This is a genomic window from Synechococcus sp. WH 5701, assembly GCF_000153045.1.
In the GTDB taxonomy this organism is placed as follows: Bacteria; Cyanobacteriota; Cyanobacteriia; order PCC-6307; family Cyanobiaceae; genus Regnicoccus_A; species Regnicoccus_A antarcticus.
In genome coordinates, this window is the sequence record NZ_CH724159.1 from 311958 (window position 1) to 329282 (window position 17325).

Genomic DNA, 17325 nt, shown 5'->3' on the forward strand with positions numbered 1-17325 from the left:
GGTCACGCTGGGAGACAGCGGAGACTCGGGAGGCTTCGTGGCTGGGGGTTGTTCGAGCATCCGCGTGGCGATGGCCCTGCTCCATTGACTGGGACCAGTCTTCCTGGTGTCGCCCCCAACTGTGGCCCCGGTCCCTGGAGGGTGCCCCTCTAGATTTCGTCCCATGCTCAAAGCCGGAATCGTGGGGCTGCCCAACGTGGGCAAATCCACCCTGTTCAACGCCCTGGTGGCCAACGCCCAGGCCCAGGCAGCCAATTTCCCGTTCTGCACGATCGAGCCGAATGTGGGCGTCGTTGCGGTTCCCGATCCGCGGCTGAAGATGCTCTCGGATGTGTCCAGCTCCCGCGAGATCGTCCCCACCCGGGTGGAGTTCGTCGACATCGCCGGCCTCGTGAAAGGCGCCAGCCAGGGAGAGGGCCTGGGCAACAAGTTCCTCGCCAACATCCGCGAGGTGGACGCGATCGTGCACGTGGTGCGCTGCTTCGAGGACGACGACGTGATTCACGTGTCGGGGGATGTGGATCCGGTGCGGGACGCCGAGGTGATCAATCTGGAGCTGGGCCTGGCGGATCTGGGCCAGATCGAGAAGCGCCGCGAGCGGCTGAAGAAGCAGGCGCGTACCAGCAAGGAGGCACAGGTTGAGGATGCCGTCCTCGCGCGGATCCAGGCCGAGCTGGAGCAGGGCGGTGCCGCCCGCAACGTGGAGCTGGGGGAGGAGGAGGCGCCCATGCTGAAGCCCCTGGGGCTACTTACCGCCAAGCCGATCATTTACGCCACCAACGTCTCGGAAGACGACCTGGCGCAGGGCAATCCCTTCAGCCGCGCCGTGGAGGAACTGGCCCGCAAGGAAGGCGCCGGCGCCGTGCGTATCTCGGCCCAGGTGGAGGCGGAGCTGATCGAGCTGGGCGAGGCCGAGCGTGCCGATTACCTCGAGGGCCTCGGGGTGAGCGAGGGCGGGCTTCAGAGCCTGATCCACGCCACCTACGGCCTGCTGGGCCTGCGCACTTACTTCACCACCGGTGAGAAGGAAACCCGCGCCTGGACAATCACCGCCGGTATGACCGCCCCCCAGGCCGCCGGGGTGATCCACACCGACTTCGAGCGGGGATTCATCCGCGCCCAGACCGTGGCCTATGCCCAGCTGCTGGAGGCCGGCTCCCTGCCGGAAGCCCGCAACCGCGGCTGGCTGCGCAGCGAGGGCAAGGAGTATGTGGTTCAGGAAGGCGACGTGATGGAGTTTCTCTTCAACGTCTGACGACATGCTGCGATGGCAAGGGTGGCGAGCTGCCACTGAGCGCATGCTTCATCCTGTAGATCGTGTCAACTTTTTCTGCAGGTTCAGGCTGGCCACTTCGTATCCAGCTGTCGCATAAAGCTGCAAAGCAGTCTTGTTGGAGTTGAACACATGCAAGACAATGGCCCCCACCCCCCGGGCCGGTTCTGAGAACACATCGACCTCGATCGCGCGCATCAGCGCCTTTGAGGCCCAGAAGGTCATCCAGGTCTGCAGGATATGTTCAGGATTCAGCGGCAGATTCATGGATCCCTGGTTGCCTGAATCCTTCATTCTCGATGCAGAGATCAAGACCATTCCAGAGCGGGAAGGTCTCGGAAAGCCTGGCGCACGCCTGCACTCCAGCCGGTGCTCAGGGTGGAGAAGTAGGAGTCGCCGTCGTGGAAGCGGCGTCTGTGGTGAATCGCCAGGCTGTCGCGCTCATAACAGATCAGGTCGATCGGCATGCCCACCGAAAGATTGCTGCGCATGGTGGAATCGAAGGACACCAATACGCACTTGGTGGCATCGGCCATTGTCGTGGTTGGGGTGATCACACGGTCGATGATCGGCTTGCCGTATTTCGCCTCGCCGGTCTGCAGGAAGGGCGTGTCGTCGCCGGCTTCGATGAAGTTGCCTTCGGCGTAGATGCGGAACAGCCGCGGGGCTTCTCCCTTGATCTGGCCGCCCAGAATGAATGAGGCGTTGAATGTCACCGCATTGCCCTCCAGGAAGGGGGCATCGCGATGTTCGATCTCGCGCATCACATCCGACACCAGCACGGCCACATCGAACAGGGTCTGGGCGGTCCACAGGGTCATGGCGCCGTCGTTGCGGCTGGCCCGTTGCTTCAGCAGACTTACCACCGCCTGGGTGCCGGCCAGGCTGCCGGAACTGAGCAGCACGATCACCCGATCCCCGGGACGCTCGAAGGTGCTCATCTTGCAGAACCTGGCGAAATCATCGACACCGGCGTTGGTGCGTGAATCGGAGGCCATCACAAGGCCCTCCTGCAGCAGCATGCCCACGCAATAGGTCACGGCCAGGTCTTCGCTTGGGTGAATCCATTGTTGCGGCGGACAGGCTCCGGCGTCTGTGCCGGCCGGCCCCGGCCAGGGGGGACAATGGGATCAGCAGCAATGGCCGGTGATGCCCTCATCCCAGACGTCCCCCGCCAACGATCCAGAAGCGCCCATCGATCCGGCCGCTCCAGCCGGTCACCCCCACAACTTCGACGTCCAGAAGGAACTGCACCAGCGGATCCGCAACGACCCCGACTACGACGACTGGGAATACGGCACCGAGCCTCTCCCCCATGAGTCGGAGGCCTGGATCCGTGCCCAGAAGGCCAAGGCCCAGGCCAAGGACACCTGAGCGACGTCACGCGCCCTCAGGTGTCTGGGTCTGGTTGGATCCGCCGTTGACTGGGGTGGGGATGGAAGCGGTTCAGTTGCCCCACCAGCAGCAGCCCGAGCAGGCTAAGCAGCGTCATCAGCAGCCACAGGCCGGCTCCATGCCGCTGGCTCTCCAGCAACCAGCCCCCCATCAGGGGGGCCACGAAGGAGCTGATGGCGAAACACTGGGAGAACAGGGCCAGGGCCATCCCCTGGTGCGACGCCGGCGTGACCTCGATCACCGCTTCGCTGGCCGTGGGGAGGAAGGCCGCCGCCGCTGCCGCCAGGGGCACCTGGGCCATCACCAGTAGGGACAGGCTCTGCCAGCCCAGGGCAGAGAGGGCCAGCAGCAGGCTGCCGAAGGCAAAGCCCAGCAGGCTCCAGCCCAGCCCGAAAGACACAGGCCGCTCCGCCAGCCAGCGCCCCAGGGGCCACTGGAACAGCAGCAGCAAGCTGAGCTGCAGGCCCAGCAGCAGGGCTCCGAGGCTCTCGCTCAGCGGCGCACGCTCCAGTCCGCCCCGCACCAGATCCAGCGGCAAGGCGCTCTGCAGCAGCGACACCATCGCCGTGGCCAGCAGCGTCACCCCGAGCAGTGGCAGCAGGGGTTTCACCAACCGGCGCCAGGGGAGCCTGCGATCCTGGTCGCCCGCGGGCGCCGCCACGGGCAGGGGTGAGCGCAGCAGCAGGCTGATCACCACCACCATGCAGGTGATGTCGACCAGATAGATGCCGCGCAGGTGCCGGCTGCCGGCCAGCAGGGCTCCCAGGAGCACCCCCAGGGCTACGCCCAGGGCATCACCGGTTCGTACCAGGGCATAGGCACGGCTGCTGGACTGGGGCGGCGCACTCAGGGGCACCGCCAGCTCGATGGCCGGCCAGTAGATCCCCATCGCCGTGCCGAGAAGCACTTGCCCCAGCACAAAGGCGGTGAAGGTTTCCGCGCTGAACAGCCGGCTGTCGGCCAGCACCGAGATCAGTGCCGCCAGCAGGACCGGCCGGGTGGTGCTGAGGCCATGGTCGAGCCACCAGCCGCTCAGCAGCCGACCCAGGGTGCCGGCCAGCGCCGCCGCGGCCAGACCCTGACCCACCGCCAGGGCTGAGAACTGTGCCTGGTGGAACACCACCGGGGTGAGATAGAGGATCCCCCCGGCCCCGAAGCTGCCCACCAGGCGGATCACGGTGAGTTCGCGCAGCGGCGCGGGAAACTGGAGCCACCAGATTGGTTGGCTTGCTCCTGCCTGCGGCTCTGTCACAACACGTCCGTCGGGGGCTGGCACTCCTGGCCAGTCTGCTGGTGGGCTCGGGAACGCCACTGCTGGCGGAGTCGGCACGGGCGGCCGACCGGCTGGATGTGCAGCTCGATGGCCTCTCGCTGCCCCTCGACCTGCACCAGCTCGATGCCTGGAGCCGGGATCCGAAGGGCAGCCGCAATGAACTGGCCATCTGGTTCGAACTGCTCGACGAGAGCAGCCGCGACGATCTGGTGACCCTGCTGCGATCACCCCTGCTGCCTGATCGGGGCTTTGCTCTGCAGTTGCTGCAGAGCTGGGCGGGCCGCCAGGTGCTGGAGGCGGTGGGGGAACTGTTCGCCGGAGGGAAGCCCGGCAGCGGTGTGTTGCTGCTGACCACTCTGCGGGAGCGTCTGCAGCGGCCCGAGCCGATCCGGTTCGTGGAACTGCTGCTCGAGGTGCCCACGCCCCAGCTCACCCTTGATCTCGATGGGCTGCTGCAGCTCGCTGCCCTCTGGCGGCATCAGCTGGAGGAGCAGACCCTGGCGCTGGAGCGGTTGCGGGATCTGCCGCTGCGCATTCGGGAGGATTCCGATACCAGTACACGACTGGCGGCGATTCATCCCGATCTCAGGCCCAGAACCATCGCCCTGACGGTGGCCCACAGATCAGCACCGCTGGAGTTGGAACTCTGGCCGGCCGTCAAGCCCCGCCAGGGCTCCTGGGTGGTGCTGATGCCGGGACTCGGTGGCAGCAGTGCCCAGCTCGGCTGGTTGGCCCAAGGCCTGGCGGCCCGGGGCTGGCCGGTGGTGCTGATCGAGCACCCAGGCAGCAACGAGACGGCGGTGCGCCAGATGCTCGATGGCCAGCGGCCCCCACCCGGGGCTGAAACCCTGCCCGATCGTCTGGCTGATGTGGAGGCGGTGCTGGCGGCGGAACGGCAGGGGCAGATCCCCCGTCTTGGCCCCTCGGTGGTGCTGATGGGCCACTCCCTGGGAGGGCTTTCAGCGCTGCTGGCGAGTGGCCTGCGCCCGGTCCCGGGCCTGGCCCGCCGCTGTGAGCGGGCTCTGGATGTGATCCCCCTGATCAACATCTCCAGGCTGTTGCAGTGTCAGCTCCAGGAGGTGCCCCTGCCGGAGCCGGCGAGGGGCCGGCCGAGAACCCTGGCCGCCGTGGTGAGTCTGAATGGCTTCGGCAGCCTGCTCTGGCCTGGCCGGGGTCTGGAGCGCCTCAAGGCCCCGCTGCTGATCATCGGCGGCGGGCTGGATCTGGTCACCCCGCCGGTGAGCGAGCAGTTGGCGCTGTTCCTGCAGCACCCGGATCCTCGCAGCCGTCTGGTGATGGTGGAAGGCGGCAGCCACTTTTCCGTGGTGCGCGTCAAGGAGCACGAGCAGGCTCTCTGGCGACTCGGCGATGGCCTGGTGGGGGTGGAGCCGGTGCGGGTCCAGGAGTTACTGCTCGGCCTCACGTCCGATTTCCTGGGGTCGGTGGACACGGCCATTCCGATGGCCCCACAGCGGCGCAGCCGCGATGGCGTGACGGCGTATGTGCTCGATGGCCGCAGCGCCCGGCGCTGGCGCAGCCGCATCGGCCCCTGAAGGAGTGGCTCAGAAGCGGATGCGTGGATCCAGCACCGCCACCAGCATGTCCACCGTCACGCTCACCAGCACCACCAGGGCTGCCACCACCACCACGATCCCCTGCACCAGGGGGTAGTCGCGTTGACCGATGGCCTCCTGTAGACGGAAGGCGATCCCGGGCCAGGAATAGGTGACCTCGATCAGCAGGGCGCCACCGATCAATGAGGCCACGGTGATGCCGGTGATCGTGAGCACCGGCAGGAGGGCATTGGGGAGGGCATGGCGCAGCACCACCCGGGTTTCGCTGAGGCCGCGGCTGCGGGCCGCCTCGACATAGTCGGAGCGCAAGACCCGCCGGAGGTTGAGCCGCAGGGCGTTGGCGAAGATGCCGCTGAGCAGCAGGCCCAGGGTGCTGGCGGGCAGCACCAGGTGCCGCAGGCTGCCGGCCAGCTGCTGGGGATTGGCGGCACGCAGGCTGTCGAGCAGATAAAAGCCGCTGCCGCTGGGGGGCATCAGGGTGGCGGGGAAACGCCCTCCCACCGGCAGCCAGCCCAGCCAGACGGCAAAGATCAGCTGGATCACCATCGCCGCCCAGAACGGCGGCAGGGCATAGGTACCGATGCCATAGAGCCTGCCGGCCAGGTCGAGCTTGCCCTCGGGGCGGGCGATGCCGCTGAAGCCCACCGCCAGCCCCAGCACGGCGGCGATCAGCAGAGCACACAGCCCCAGCTCCAGGCTGGCCGGCAGGCTCTGGCGGATCACCTCCAGCACCGGGGTCTGGTTGGTGAGCGATTCCCCCAGATTGCCCTTGAGCAGATCGGCCAGGAAGTGGCTGTACTGGACCGGCAGGGGCTGGTCGAGCCCCAGCTGCTGGCGCAGGGCCTGCCGCGCCGCCTCCGGCGCTCGGGTGCCCAGCAGGGCATCGATGGGATCCCCCGGGGCCAGCCGCAGCAGCAGAAACACCAGGGTGGCGATCAGCCAGAGCATCACAGGAGCGAGCAGCAGCCGGCTGCCCAGATAGCCCAGCAGCTGGCGGCGGCGGCTCATGGCTCAGGCCTCGAAGCGGCAGGCCGCTGCTGGAGCCGGCTGAGCACCACACGGCCGGAACCATCGAACACCGGGGTGCTCAGCCCGGCCTGGGCCCAGGCCCTGGGTGCCACCAGCCAGACCGGGATGTAGGGGGCCGCGGCGGCGGTCTCCCGCTGGAGACGCTGGAGCAGCTCGATCCGCTTGGCGCCCTCCAGGCTCTGACTGAGGAGGAGGTCGTCGTTCAGGCCAGGGCGGGTCCAGAAGCTGCCGCTGGCGGCACTGGGTCCCTCCATGCAGCGCTGTCCCACGGCCTTGTCGCAGCCCAGCAGTGGCTGGAGATAGTTGTCGGCGTCGGGGTAGTCGCCCATCCACTCCAGCAGGATCGAGGCGAAAGCCCCCTCGCCGAGCTGACGGTAGGCCGTGGTGGATTCCATCCCGCTCACCTCCAGCACGATGCAATCACCCAGATCCCGGCGCAGTTGTTCCTTCCAGATCAGGGCGAACAGCTTGTCGGCGGGGATGTTGGAGCGGAAGGTGAAGGGCAGGTTCAGCGTCTTGCCCCGGCAGTAGCCGGCCTGCTCGAACAGCCGCCGGGCTTCCGCCGGGTCATAGGCCGGCCAGGCGGTGGGTTCGGAGCCGCTCAGGCTGGGGGGCACCAGATCTCGCAGCGGTGGACGCAGGCCATGGGTCACCCGCTGGCTGATCAGCTCATGGTCGAGGCTGTGGGCAATGGCACGGCGCACCACGGGGTTCTTCAGGGGCGGCTGGTCGCTGAGCAGGGTCAGGTAGCCGATCTCCAGCGCTGGACCCACCCCTTCCAGCAAGCGCCCCTTCTGGGCGTCCTGATGCAGCGAGAGCTGTTGGTCGCCCTCCAGGCTGGTGGAGAGCAGCACATCCACCTCGCCGCTGCGCAGGGCCCCATAGAGGGCGGTGGAGTTGCTGAGGTTGACCAGATCGAGCCCCTTGTTGGCGGGACGCTCTCCCCAGTAGTCGGCGAAGGGCTCAAGCCGTTGCTGCTGGTCGGCGAAGAAGGTGAGTTTGTAAGGGCCCGTACCCACGAAGCGGTCGTTGAGGAAGCGCTTGTCGTGGTTTTGGTAGGCGGTGGGAGAGAGGGGCGTGAGACTGACGGCGCTCAGCAGCTGGGGCAGGGCGGTGAAAGGGCGCCGCAGCTTCAGCTCCAGCTCATGGCTGCCGCTGGCGCGCACCGAAACGATGCGATCCCCCAGCAGGTAGCTGAGCTTGCCGATGGCCAGAAAGCGCTCCAGGGTGAACACCATGGCGGCGGCATCGAAGCGGGTGCCGTCGTGGAAGCGCACCCCCTTCCGGAGCGGCACCCAGGCGGTGAGCCGATCCGGACTCAGCCTCGGCAGGGCCGTGGCCAGACGGGGCCGCAGCTCGCCCTTGGCATCGATGACATAGAGGGGATCTCCCAGCGCGCTGATCAGCTGCAGCGCCCCGAAGCTGTAGGTGGCCGCCGGGTCAACCGAATCGATCCTGGTGCGACTGCCCACCACCAGCCTCCCCCCGGGCCGTTGGGGCTGGCAACCCAGCAGCAGCACCAGCAGGGCGGCCAGCAGGGAGACCGAGCGCAGCCCCTTCAAGGCAGGCAAAGCGTGCAGGATGTTCCCGGGTGCTCAGAGGCGCCCATTCAAGACCGCGACGAGCAGCTCTGGGAATGGGGCAGGTGATGAAGTTCCACCTGGCGGATCGACACCTCAAAAACCGGAGAGCCGTGCCGTGCCAGGGGCCAGCGCCGCACCCAGCAGCGGTCACGGGGCGCATCCACACCGATCACCTGATAAGTAGTGGCCTGAGCTGTCTCGCCGATGGTCCAGGTGGAGGAGCACTCGCCGCCCGGAAGACCGGCGCTGAGGGCCACATCGGTGGCGAGGTGTACGCAGTCACCCTGATGAAGGGTCATGGCGGTCGCGGGGTGGTGGGGCGAACGGCTGCCCTGATCAGGGCTGGCAGGGAAGGCGGTCAGGGCTGGGAACCGGGAAGCGGATAAGAGTGGTGAGGCCGTTATGGGCTCAGGGTTTCGCAGGGGTGGCTCAGGTGGCGTTCAATCTGGACAACTGCCGTGGTCACGTGAGGGCATCAGCATCCGCGTCAAATTTGCGCAATGTTTCCATCTTGGCCTTGCCCTGCCCCTGCCCGTCAACCATTGCGGCATGAGCACTCGTTCTCGCCACAAGAAGGTCTGCTGATGGCCTCAGAGGGTGCGCAGACAAGCCGCCACGCTCTGAACGTCACAGAGGGACTGGATCGCGGTGAGGGCCGCCTGGAATCGGGCCTCCTCCACTTCATGGGTGATGACCACGATTTCGGCCTGGCCGCCGCTGGCCTCCAGCTGCACGATCGACTGGATCGAGACCTCCTCCTGACCGAAGCAGCTGCCGATTCGGCCGATCACTCCGGCCTGGTCGCTGGTCTGCAGACGGACGTAGTTGCGGTGGCTGGTGCGGGCGCTGTCCACCAGACGGCAGCGGCGCCAGCGGCTGGCCGCCAGCAGCGGATCCAGCCCGCCGCCGGAGCCGCCCACCTGGCGGATGCCGGCGATGTTGAGGATGTCGGCCACCACGGCCGAGGCGGTGGGGCCTGCCCCTGCCCCGGGGCCGTAGAACATCACCCGCCCCACGGGATCTCCCTCCACCAGGATCGCGTTGTTGACCCCATTGACCACCGCCAGGGGATGGTCAGCGGGCACCAGCGTCGGGTGCACCCGTACATCGAGGCATTCGCTGCCATCTGCCGCGGTGCCCAGGTGCTGGGCCACAGCCAGCAGTTTCACCCGGTAGCCCAGTTGGCTGGCATAGCCCACATCCCTCGCCTGCAGGTCACTGATGCCGGCGGTGGGAATCAACGAACGCTCCACCGAGCCGCCGTAGGCCAGACCGGCGAGGATGGCGATCTTGTCGGCCGCGTCATCACCCTCCACATCGGCGGCGGGGTCGGCCTCGGCATAACCCAGCCTTTGGGCCTCCGCCAGCACCTCGGCGTAGGCGGCCCCCTCATCCGTCATGCGGCTGAGGATGTAGTTGGTGGTGCCGTTGATGATGCCGCTCACTCGGTGGATGCGGTTGCCTCCCAGGGATTGTTTGAGGGGCTCGATGATGGGAATCCCGCCACCCACCGCCGCTTCGATCAGCACGTAAACCCCCTGACGGGCCGCGGCATCGGCGATCTCCTCGCCATGGCGGGCGATCACGGCCTTGTTGGCCGTCACCACCGACTTACCTGCGGCAATCGCCGCGAGGATCAGGGTGCGGGCTGGCTCCAGACCTCCCATCACCTCCACGACGATCTCCACCGAGGGATCGTTCACCACCTCGGCCGGGTCGGTGCAGAGCAACTCGGGAGCCAGGGCCACGGACCGGGGCCGGTTGAGATCGCGTACGGCGATGCGGCGCAGCTCCAGCTCCGCCACCAGCGGATGGCGCCCTTCCGGGGAGGTGAGGATCTCGGCGACACCGGCTCCCACCGTGCCCAGACCGAGCAAGCCGATGCCAATGGTCATGCCGATTGCGCCGCGAAACCGATGATCCTAGAAATCATTCCGTCGCCAGGCCCCTGGCCTGGGCCTGCATCATCTTCAGGATGTTCAGGAATCCATTGGCGCGGGAGGGGGTGAGGCTGGCCTGAAGGCCCGTCTCAGCCAGAAAACCGGGGTCCAGCCCAGCGGCCTGGTTTGGTTCCAGGCCCTCCAGACCGGCGATCAGCAGTGCCAGCAGCCCCTTGGTGATCTGGGCATCGGAATCCCCCTGCCAGTGGAGCTTGCCGTCGACCAGCTGCCCCACCACATACACCTGGGAGACACAGCCCTTCACCTTGAACACCTCCTGACGGAATTCGTCGGGCAAGGGCGCAAGCTTCTTGGCCAGCCAGAGCACGTACTCGTAGCGGCGCTTGGGGTCACTGGTGCCGCGCAGTCGCTCCACGATCGCGTCGAGGCTGTCGCTGCCGGTGCTCATGGATGGGGCCAGGGCGGAAGTCGCCCCAGTGTGGCGCCTGCCCTCAGCTGCGGCGGCGCCGCTGCACCGCCAGACCACCCACCACAGCGCCCAGGCCGGTGATGCCGCCCATCAGTAGCAGCGAGCTGTGTTGATGGGCCGAGAACAGCGTGGACTTCAGCTCCGGATCGGCGCTGCTCACCCGATCGAGCTGCGCCTGGCCCGCTTGGGTGGGCACCTCGAGGAAGTCGCGGTGTCCGGGGCCCGCATCCACCTGCAACTCCCAGTCGCCATCGGCGCCGTGGGGCATGTTGAAGCTGAGGCGCCCCTGGGCATTCATCTGACCCACTTCCACGGGCTGTCCCCCATTGGGTGGCACCAGCCGCACCATGGCACCCTTCACGGGTTCCCCATTGGAGAAGTGGCTTTCAAGCATCAGCCCTTCCCTCAGGGATTCGAGCCGATCCAGGCTCGACTCGATCGCGTGGGCCTCGACCCTGCCTGGGGCCGCCATCAAGCCAACCAAAGTCCCCAGGGCTGGGAGGGCAAGCAGGCTGCAAAGCCGGGTGAAGTGTGGAGTCGTCATCGGCAGGGCGTGGTCGCGTCCGAGGGGAGGCTCCCCAAAGCTAAAGCGTCTTCAGGAGGCCGACCAGCGGCTGCCGGCGGCCTGGCCCTTGCCGGCCTGAACCATGCGGACCATCGAGCTGACCATCATCGAGAGGGCTTCACTGGGCTGGGAGCGGTGGCCAAGCTCCGCGGCCATCACCCGCTCGGGCACCGTGCCGGACCCGATCGCGGTGGCACCGACGCGGCGGGCGGGTGATGGGCGGGAGTGATCGAAGCTGAGGTCCAAGGAAGCTGGGGGTCGCACCTGGGGATCCTGGCAAAGGATCGGCGCGTGGATCACCACAGTCCGGGCCTCTCAACAGGTTGCAACCATTCGATCCCCCCGTCGCTGAGCCAACCGTCGAAGGGAACGTCCCACGGATCCCTCGGCAACTGCTCCACGGCGCAGGAGGCGGGGGCCACGATCAGGGCCGGCACCGAGCGCCAGCAGGGATCAGCCCGCAACCTGTCGAACCAGCCGCCGCCATAGCCCAGTCGGAAGCCGCGGCGGTCGAAGGCGAGGGCCGGCACCAGCAGCAGGCCAAGGGCCGTGGCCGGCAGCGGCGTCCCCGCCAGCGCTGGTGCCAGCACCCCCGCGGCATCGGGCTGGAGCGAATCCCCGGGCTGCCAGATTTCGTAGCGGAGCCTTCGCTCTCCTGCCGTAGGCCGGATGGCGGGCAGGGCCAGCCGGTCTGGAAGCACCCAGGCCAGCTCACGCAGATCCGGCTCACCTGCCAGGGGCCAGTAGAGCCCCAGCCGCTGGTCTGCCCTGACCATCGGGGGCACCCCACTCAGGGCCTGACCCAGCAGCAGCCGCTGCTGCGCCTCAGGCTGATCAGCCCGCCGCTGGCGGAAGTGCCGGCGCCAGAGGGGTTTGGGGTCGCCCAGCCCCGGTTCGCCCGCCATCAGCGCTGAAACCAGCCGGTGAGGGCCACGGCCAGGGCATCGGCGGCGTCATCGGGGCGGGGGGGATGCGCCAGGTCCAGTTCCCTCATCACGGCATCAAGCACGTCGTTCTTGTCGGCATGGCCGGAGCCTGTGAGCGCCTGCTTGATCTGCATCGGTGGGAACTCCACCACCGGCACCCGCAGCCTGGCCAGGGTCATCATCACCACCCCCCGGGCCTGCACGACGGAAATGGTGGTGCTGGAGCGGTAAAAGAAGAATTTCTCGACGGAGGCCAGCTCGGGGCTCCAGCGGCGCACCAGCCAGCGCAGGTCGCGGGCGATCTCCACCAGCCGCTCCCCCTCAGGCGTGCCGGCCTCGGTGCGGATCATTCCGCAATCCAGCAGTCGCTGGGGCGGACCGGTCTCGATCAGGCCATAGCCGACACGGGCCAGGCCAGGATCGATGCCGAGGATGCGCAAGGTCTCAGGCCGCCAGGGCCAGCTGGAAGGCGTCGCGGGCGATGTCGGCCATCTCGAAGATCTTGCAGAACACCTTGATCACGCGATCACCGGAATCGATCTGCTCCAGCGGATCCTTGCGCAGCCGGTGGCGCAAGCAGCAGGCCACCACCCGCGCCACGTCGTCGTCGCTCACTTCGGTGCGGCCTTCGAAGGCGGCCAGGGCCCTGGCCGCCCGGTTGGTGACGATGTCGCCGCGCAGGCCGTCCACATCCAGCTCGCCGCAGACCGCCGAGATGCGGATGCGCAGATCAGGATCGATCAGCACCTGGGGCAGCCGTTGCTGGGCGTCCACCACCCGTTGCTGCAGCGCGTCCTGGGTGGCTTGGTGGTGGCTGTTGAAGCCATCGGGATCGCTGTCGTAGCCGGTGCGCTGGTCCACCACCTGCACCCGCAGCTCCGGATCGCGCACCGTGCGCACTTCCACGCTCATGCCGAAGCGATCGAGCAGCTGGGGCCTCAGTTCCCCTTCCTCGGGGTTGCCGGAGCCGATCAGCACAAAGCGGGCCGGGTGGCGCACCGACACCCCCTCCCGCTCGACCGTGTTCCAGCCGGAAGCGGCCGAATCCAGCAGAACGTCCACCAGGTGGTCGTCGAGCAGGTTCACCTCATCGACGTAGAGCAGGCCGCGGTTGGCCTTGGCCAGCAGGCCCGGCTCGAAGGCACGCACCCCTTCGCTCAGGGCTTTCTCAATGTCGATCGTTCCGCAGAGGCGGTCTTCGGTGGCGCCCAGGGGCAGGTCCACCATCGGCACCTGGCGCGGCTCCACAGGTAGCGCTTCGCCGCTCTCGGCCCGCTGGCGCACCTCGGCGCTCTGAAGGTCGGGGTCGCTGGGGGAGCTGTTGTAGGGATCGCCGGCAACGACGTCGATCTCCGGCAGCAGATCTGCGAGGGCGCGGATCGTGGTGGATTTACCCGTGCCCCGGTCGCCCATGATCATCACCCCGCCGATGCGGGGATCGATCACGTTCAACAGCAGGGCGAGCTTCATCTCCTCCTGGCCGACGATGGCGGTGAAGGGGAACGCCCTGCGTTTGCGGGTCTGACTCACGGACGGGGGGCCGGCACGGATCCGGATTGTTTCACAGCTGCCTGTGGGAGCACTGGAGCGGGCAGCAGGCTCAGCACCTGCGGGGGTGTGGCGTCGGCGGGGTAGATCAGCCTCACCCTCACCTGGCGCTGCTGGCCGGGGGCCAGGCTGATGCGCCCGAGGCTGGGGCCCTTCTCGCCCTGGCGCTGCACCAGATGGAACCAGCGCCGGCCGGCGGGACGCCCCGCCGGCCCATCCAGCCCGCTCACCTCCACCGTGCCGCGAAAGACCACCGCCCTCGGTGGGGTGAGGTTGAAGCGCAGGCCGCCCTCGGGCTTGTCGGTTTTGCGAGGGGATTCGAGGGCCAGATCGAGGGCCACCGGGGCCTTGGTGTTGTTCACCAGGGGGAGGGTCAGGTCGTACTCCACGCCGTAGTTGCCATGCGCGGCCCAGGCGGTGCCCGGGTAGAAGGCCTGCAGTTCGGCGGTCTGCACCTGGCCGCTGCCAAGGCTGCCCCGCTCCAGCGAGGCGATCGGCCAGGACACCGGCGCACTGCGCACGGAGAGCGACTTGGTGCCCGGATCGGTGAGCCGGGCGCTCCAGCGGCTGCCCGTCTGCACGCCGCTCACCCGCGAATAGATGATGCCCCCGGGCTGTCCCCTGGGCGTGGGTACGTGTTCCTTGGCGCTGAGCCCGGCGCGCAGCAGGCGGCTCCAGACCTCCGGCTCCGGTGGCTGCTCGCCCCCGAAGGCGGCCAGGGTGGCCAACTCCACGGGGCCGTCGCTCTCCAGCCGCAGCTGCAGGTTGCGGCCGTTGAGCAGGGGATCGAGCCCCTTCACGGGAATCGGCAGGGCCAGCAGGGTGGTGAGCTGCCCCGGGGCCAGGCTCCATTCCTGGGGAATCCCGGCTCCGCGGCGGTTCTGCAGCAGTTCGGCGGCCACCCGTGAGCCGGGGCCTGCGAACACCGACGTGCCGTCGTGGGGCATCAGGGGCGGCAGCGGCAGGAAGGGAGCCGCCGGCTGGCTCGGGTCGCTCGACTGGGAGAGGGCCGTGGATCCAGCCAGCACCCGCAGCCGCACCGGCCTGCTGCTCACCGGGGCGGCCACCACCCCCAGCCAGAGCACCGAGTCGAGGGTTTCCGGCCGGCCGGCATAGACGTGATGGCTGAACAGGTCGAAGCGTCCCTGCAGGGGAACATTCAGGTGTGCGTCTGGGCTGGAGAACGGCTGGCCCGAGAGGGTTCCGCGGCCGTTGAAGGTGGAGAGCAGGATGCCGGGCTGGATGATCAGCTCGGGGTTGTTGTCGTTGACCACCGCCACCCGATCGAGCCCGCCGCTGAGGGGACGCACCTGCTGGGTTCTCAGCTCGGTGCTGGGGGCCACGGCCGGTGCTGGAGCAGGTGCCGGGACCGCCGCAGGGGCTTTGTTGGCCTGGGCCAAGCCTGCAGTGAGCAGCAGGCCGGCGGCCGTGGTCAGGAAGGGCATCAGACCTCAGCGCGGTTGGGGAGAGGGATCGCTGCGATCCACGAGGGTTTGGCTCACGGCGGCGGCCATGGCCCGGATCAGATCGGTGGAGCGGGGGTCGTTGAACGGGCCTTTGACCATGAACCCTGCCACGGCTCTCTTGCCGTTGGGGAGTTCGATCAGTCCGGCGTCGGCATAGGCGATGCCGATGTCGCCGGTTTTGTTGAGCACGGTCAGTCCCCGGGCCATCAGCTCGCTGTCGGGGTCGCTGGAGGCGCCCCCCAGACCCTTAAGCAGTCCGGCGGGCAGGAGCGTGTTGGTGCGGGAGGTGGCCATGATCGTGCGGAAATGGTCGCGGGCCCGCGGACTGAGCTTCTCGCCGATGTCCACCAGGGCGATCGAGCGGGCCAGGTCGCGGGGGCTGGTGGTGTTGGTGCCGTCGAGATCGGGCAGCCAGTTGTTGACCACCGTGGCGGGCAAGCCCAGGGCCTGGAAGTGGGCATTGGTGGCGGCCTTGCCGCCGAGGCGCTTGATCAGCAGGTTGGTGGCGCTGTTGTCGCTCACCCGGATCATTTCGGTGGCGGCTTCATAGAACGGGAAGCGGGTGCCCAGTGGCCGGCTGGCCATCCAGCCGGCACCCCCGCCCATCACCTCTTTGGTCAGAGGTAGCGGTTCGTTCCAGCGCAGCTTGCCGGCGTCGAGGTCGTCGAGGGCCGCCAGCAGGATCGGGGTCTTGATCGAGCTCGCCGCCGGCAGGGGCGTGTCGGGATTGAGCTGGGCAAAACGGCCGTCATCCAGCACCAGCAGGAAGCCGCCCACCTTGAGATCCTTCTGCTCGGCGGCCAGGGCCTTCCAGCGCTGGCTGAGCTTGGTGAGCTCCACCCGGGGCTCGAAGCGGCCCAGAGCCAGGCCCCCCTTGGGGGTGGGCACCGGTGAGCTGGCGCTGCTGGCCTTGGGGGCTTCCATCGCCCCCTGGGCCAGCTTCGGAGCCAGTTGTTTCAAGGCGGTGCCGGTGAGCACCCCGAGACCAAGACCCATCACCAGCAGGCGCAGGACAAGGGCGAGGGGTTGGAACCAGCCGGGTGATCCGGAACGGGGGGAGCGGCCCGAACGCACGATGAAGCCAGAGGCGACGGAGATTTCAGGACCTTAGGGGGTTCCCCGCTGGCTGGCCCAGCGCAGCTGGCGGACCATCCCCCGGACCAGGGCCACTTCCTCGGCGCTGATCTGGGCCCGCTGCAGCAGCGCCCGCAGCTTGGCCATCCGGGCATGGGCCGTGTGAGGGAGCAGAAACCCCACCTCCAACAGCAGCTCCTCGGCATCGGCCAGGGCGGCTTCGAGCAACTCCCGGCTGGCGGGTTCCGGCCTGATCACGGGGGCCGGACCGCTTGGCCGGCGTTCAGTGCCCCCCTGCTGGCAGCGGCGCAGCTCATGCAGGGTGATGGCCACCGCATGGGAGAGGTTGAGGGAGGTGTAACCGTCGTCGGTGCTGATCCGCAGAATGCGGCCCGCCTGGAGCAGTTCGTCGGTGCTCAGGCCCCGGTCTTCCCGCCCGAAGACCAGCGCTGGGGCGCTGGGCCGTTCCGACGGCCCAGGCCCGGCCTGGTGCTCCAGCAGCCAGGGGATGGCCTCGGCGGGACCTTCGATGGGCACGGCCTGAGAGTCCACCCGTCCACTGGCGGCGACCACCCGGGTGCGGTCGGCGATGGCCGCCGCCAGATCCGGATAGAGCTGGGCGCGCTCCAGCAACGCCCCGCCGTGGACGGCCATGCGTCTCGCTTCCTCGCCGAGGTGATCGCAGCGGGGGGCCACCAATCGCAAGTCCTGAAGCGCGAAATTGGCGCACAGCCTGGCCACGCTGCCCACATTCAGGGGGCCTGCGGGTTCCACCAGCACCAGGGCCAGCCCAGGGTGGCCAGGCGTCGCGCCGCCCCTCACTCCAGGCTGTGCAGATGGGCCAGGAGGTCGGCCATGGCCTGGGGTTCGGGCTGGAAGCGAGGCATCGGTGGAGTGCGGCCGCTCACGACCTGGCGGATCAACTGGCGGTCGCTGCGGCGCTGGCTGACCCCGTGCAGGCTGGGGCCCACCAGCCCCTGGGCGGCGATGCCGTGGCAGCCGGCGCAGTTCATCCGAAAGAGGCGACCACCGGTCTCGAGCGAGCCCGAAAGCTCCAGGGTGCGCCGGGTGTAGGGGTCGCTGCGGGCCGCCGGCAGGACGAGCAGCAGCAGCAGGATGCAGCCGGCTGCGGCCAGAAGCACCAGAGCGGTGATCAGGCCTTGGCGCTGCACCGGCGCCGGGGTGGCCTCCAGGATGGTGGAAGGATCGCCGGTCACGGATCACTCGGAAGACTCACCCAGCCTGCCTT

20 protein-coding genes are annotated in these 17325 nt (G+C 68.2%); 3 read left to right on the forward strand and 17 right to left on the reverse strand.

The annotated features are described in order from the left end of the window. Window positions 1-163: 163 nt before the first annotated feature. Window positions 164-1255 carry a redox-regulated ATPase YchF gene (ychF, locus tag WH5701_RS02485; protein ID WP_006170322.1) on the forward strand — a complete coding sequence of 364 codons (1092 nt, stop codon included), beginning with the start codon at window positions 164-166 and terminating at the stop codon, window positions 1253-1255. 48 nt (window positions 1256-1303) lie between these two features. Here the strand turns inward: ychF and WH5701_RS02490 are convergent, their stop codons facing one another. Beyond that, window positions 1304-1540 (reverse strand): hypothetical protein, encoded by a 237-nt coding sequence (locus WH5701_RS02490; RefSeq protein WP_156776500.1) that lies wholly within the window; start codon window positions 1538-1540, stop codon window positions 1304-1306. Between the two features lie 41 nt (window positions 1541-1581). After that, a complete protein-coding gene (locus WH5701_RS02495; protein WP_037979458.1) occupies window positions 1582-2313 on the reverse strand; it encodes a peptidase in 732 nt (243 codons plus the stop codon). 109 nt (window positions 2314-2422) lie between these two features. Here WH5701_RS02495 and WH5701_RS02500 point away from each other — a divergent pair, with 109 nt between their 5' ends. Beyond that, window positions 2423-2647, forward strand: a complete 225-nt coding sequence (locus tag WH5701_RS02500) for a hypothetical protein (RefSeq protein WP_006170325.1) — start codon at window positions 2423-2425, stop codon at window positions 2645-2647. Between the two features lie 16 nt (window positions 2648-2663). Here WH5701_RS02500 and WH5701_RS02505 read toward each other — a convergent pair whose 3' ends face one another. Further along, window positions 2664-3920 (reverse strand): MFS transporter, encoded by a 1257-nt coding sequence (locus WH5701_RS02505; protein WP_232201766.1) that lies wholly within the window; start codon window positions 3918-3920, stop codon window positions 2664-2666. On the opposite strand from WH5701_RS02505, the gene WH5701_RS02510 reads away from it, so the two are divergent. Continuing rightward, entirely contained in the window at window positions 3896-5494 is a 1599-nt protein-coding gene (locus WH5701_RS02510) for an alpha/beta fold hydrolase (protein ID WP_232201767.1), read from the forward strand. The two genes, WH5701_RS02505 and WH5701_RS02510, sit on opposite strands and share 25 nt — an antisense overlap. A gap of 9 nt (window positions 5495-5503) precedes the next feature. Here the strand turns inward: WH5701_RS02510 and WH5701_RS02515 are convergent, their stop codons facing one another. The 14 genes from WH5701_RS02515 to WH5701_RS02580 all read right to left on the reverse strand — a co-directional run bounded on the left by WH5701_RS02515 (window position 5504) and on the right by WH5701_RS02580 (window position 17293). After that, on the reverse strand, window positions 5504-6523 hold the full coding sequence (locus tag WH5701_RS02515; protein ID WP_006170328.1) for an ABC transporter permease: 1020 nt from the start codon (window positions 6521-6523) through the stop codon (window positions 5504-5506). After that, window positions 6520-8106: an ABC transporter substrate-binding protein gene (locus tag WH5701_RS02520; RefSeq protein ID WP_006170329.1), complete on the reverse strand. Its 1587-nt coding sequence runs from the start codon at window positions 8104-8106 to the stop codon at window positions 6520-6522. Before WH5701_RS02520 ends, WH5701_RS02515 begins: the two co-directional genes overlap by 4 nt. A 47-nt stretch (window positions 8107-8153) precedes the next feature. Then, the gene (locus WH5701_RS02525) at window positions 8154-8426 is read right to left on the reverse strand and encodes a hypothetical protein (protein ID WP_006170330.1); all 273 of its coding nucleotides are present in this window, start codon (window positions 8424-8426) and stop codon (window positions 8154-8156) included. A 291-nt stretch (window positions 8427-8717) separates the two neighbouring features. Further along, window positions 8718-10022, reverse strand: a complete 1305-nt coding sequence (locus tag WH5701_RS02530) for a homoserine dehydrogenase (RefSeq protein WP_006170333.1) — start codon at window positions 10020-10022, stop codon at window positions 8718-8720. A 34-nt stretch (window positions 10023-10056) separates the two neighbouring features. Further along, a complete protein-coding gene (locus WH5701_RS02535; protein ID WP_006170334.1) occupies window positions 10057-10476 on the reverse strand; it encodes a SufE family protein in 420 nt (139 codons plus the stop codon). A 43-nt stretch (window positions 10477-10519) separates the two neighbouring features. Next, window positions 10520-10969: a hypothetical protein gene (locus WH5701_RS02540; protein ID WP_198005119.1), complete on the reverse strand. Its 450-nt coding sequence runs from the start codon at window positions 10967-10969 to the stop codon at window positions 10520-10522. A gap of 123 nt (window positions 10970-11092) precedes the next feature. Then, a complete protein-coding gene (locus tag WH5701_RS02545) occupies window positions 11093-11308 on the reverse strand; it encodes a hypothetical protein (protein WP_156776503.1) in 216 nt (71 codons plus the stop codon). Between the two features lie 50 nt (window positions 11309-11358). Beyond that, the gene (locus tag WH5701_RS02550; RefSeq protein ID WP_006170338.1) at window positions 11359-11967 is read right to left on the reverse strand and encodes a 5-formyltetrahydrofolate cyclo-ligase; all 609 of its coding nucleotides are present in this window, start codon (window positions 11965-11967) and stop codon (window positions 11359-11361) included. Next, on the reverse strand, window positions 11967-12428 hold the full coding sequence (ruvC, locus tag WH5701_RS02555) for a crossover junction endodeoxyribonuclease RuvC (RefSeq protein WP_006170339.1): 462 nt from the start codon (window positions 12426-12428) through the stop codon (window positions 11967-11969). Before ruvC ends, WH5701_RS02550 begins: the two co-directional genes overlap by 1 nt. A gap of 4 nt (window positions 12429-12432) precedes the next feature. Then, window positions 12433-13518 (reverse strand): magnesium chelatase ATPase subunit I, encoded by a 1086-nt coding sequence (gene bchI / locus WH5701_RS02560; protein ID WP_006170340.1) that lies wholly within the window; start codon window positions 13516-13518, stop codon window positions 12433-12435. Continuing rightward, window positions 13515-14981 (reverse strand): DUF3370 domain-containing protein, encoded by a 1467-nt coding sequence (locus tag WH5701_RS02565; protein WP_006170341.1) that lies wholly within the window; start codon window positions 14979-14981, stop codon window positions 13515-13517. The genes bchI and WH5701_RS02565 overlap by 4 nt, the downstream gene beginning before the upstream one ends. Window positions 14982-14987: 6 nt before the next feature. After that, window positions 14988-16076, reverse strand: coding sequence for a serine hydrolase (locus WH5701_RS02570; protein ID WP_006170342.1), 1089 nt, complete (start codon window positions 16074-16076; stop codon window positions 14988-14990). A 33-nt stretch (window positions 16077-16109) separates the two neighbouring features. Continuing rightward, on the reverse strand, window positions 16110-16898 hold the full coding sequence (locus WH5701_RS02575; RefSeq protein ID WP_006170343.1) for an RNA methyltransferase: 789 nt from the start codon (window positions 16896-16898) through the stop codon (window positions 16110-16112). After that, on the reverse strand, window positions 16895-17293 hold the full coding sequence (locus WH5701_RS02580) for a cytochrome c (RefSeq protein WP_006170344.1): 399 nt from the start codon (window positions 17291-17293) through the stop codon (window positions 16895-16897). Before WH5701_RS02580 ends, WH5701_RS02575 begins: the two co-directional genes overlap by 4 nt. Between the last annotated feature and the right edge of the window lie 32 nt (window positions 17294-17325).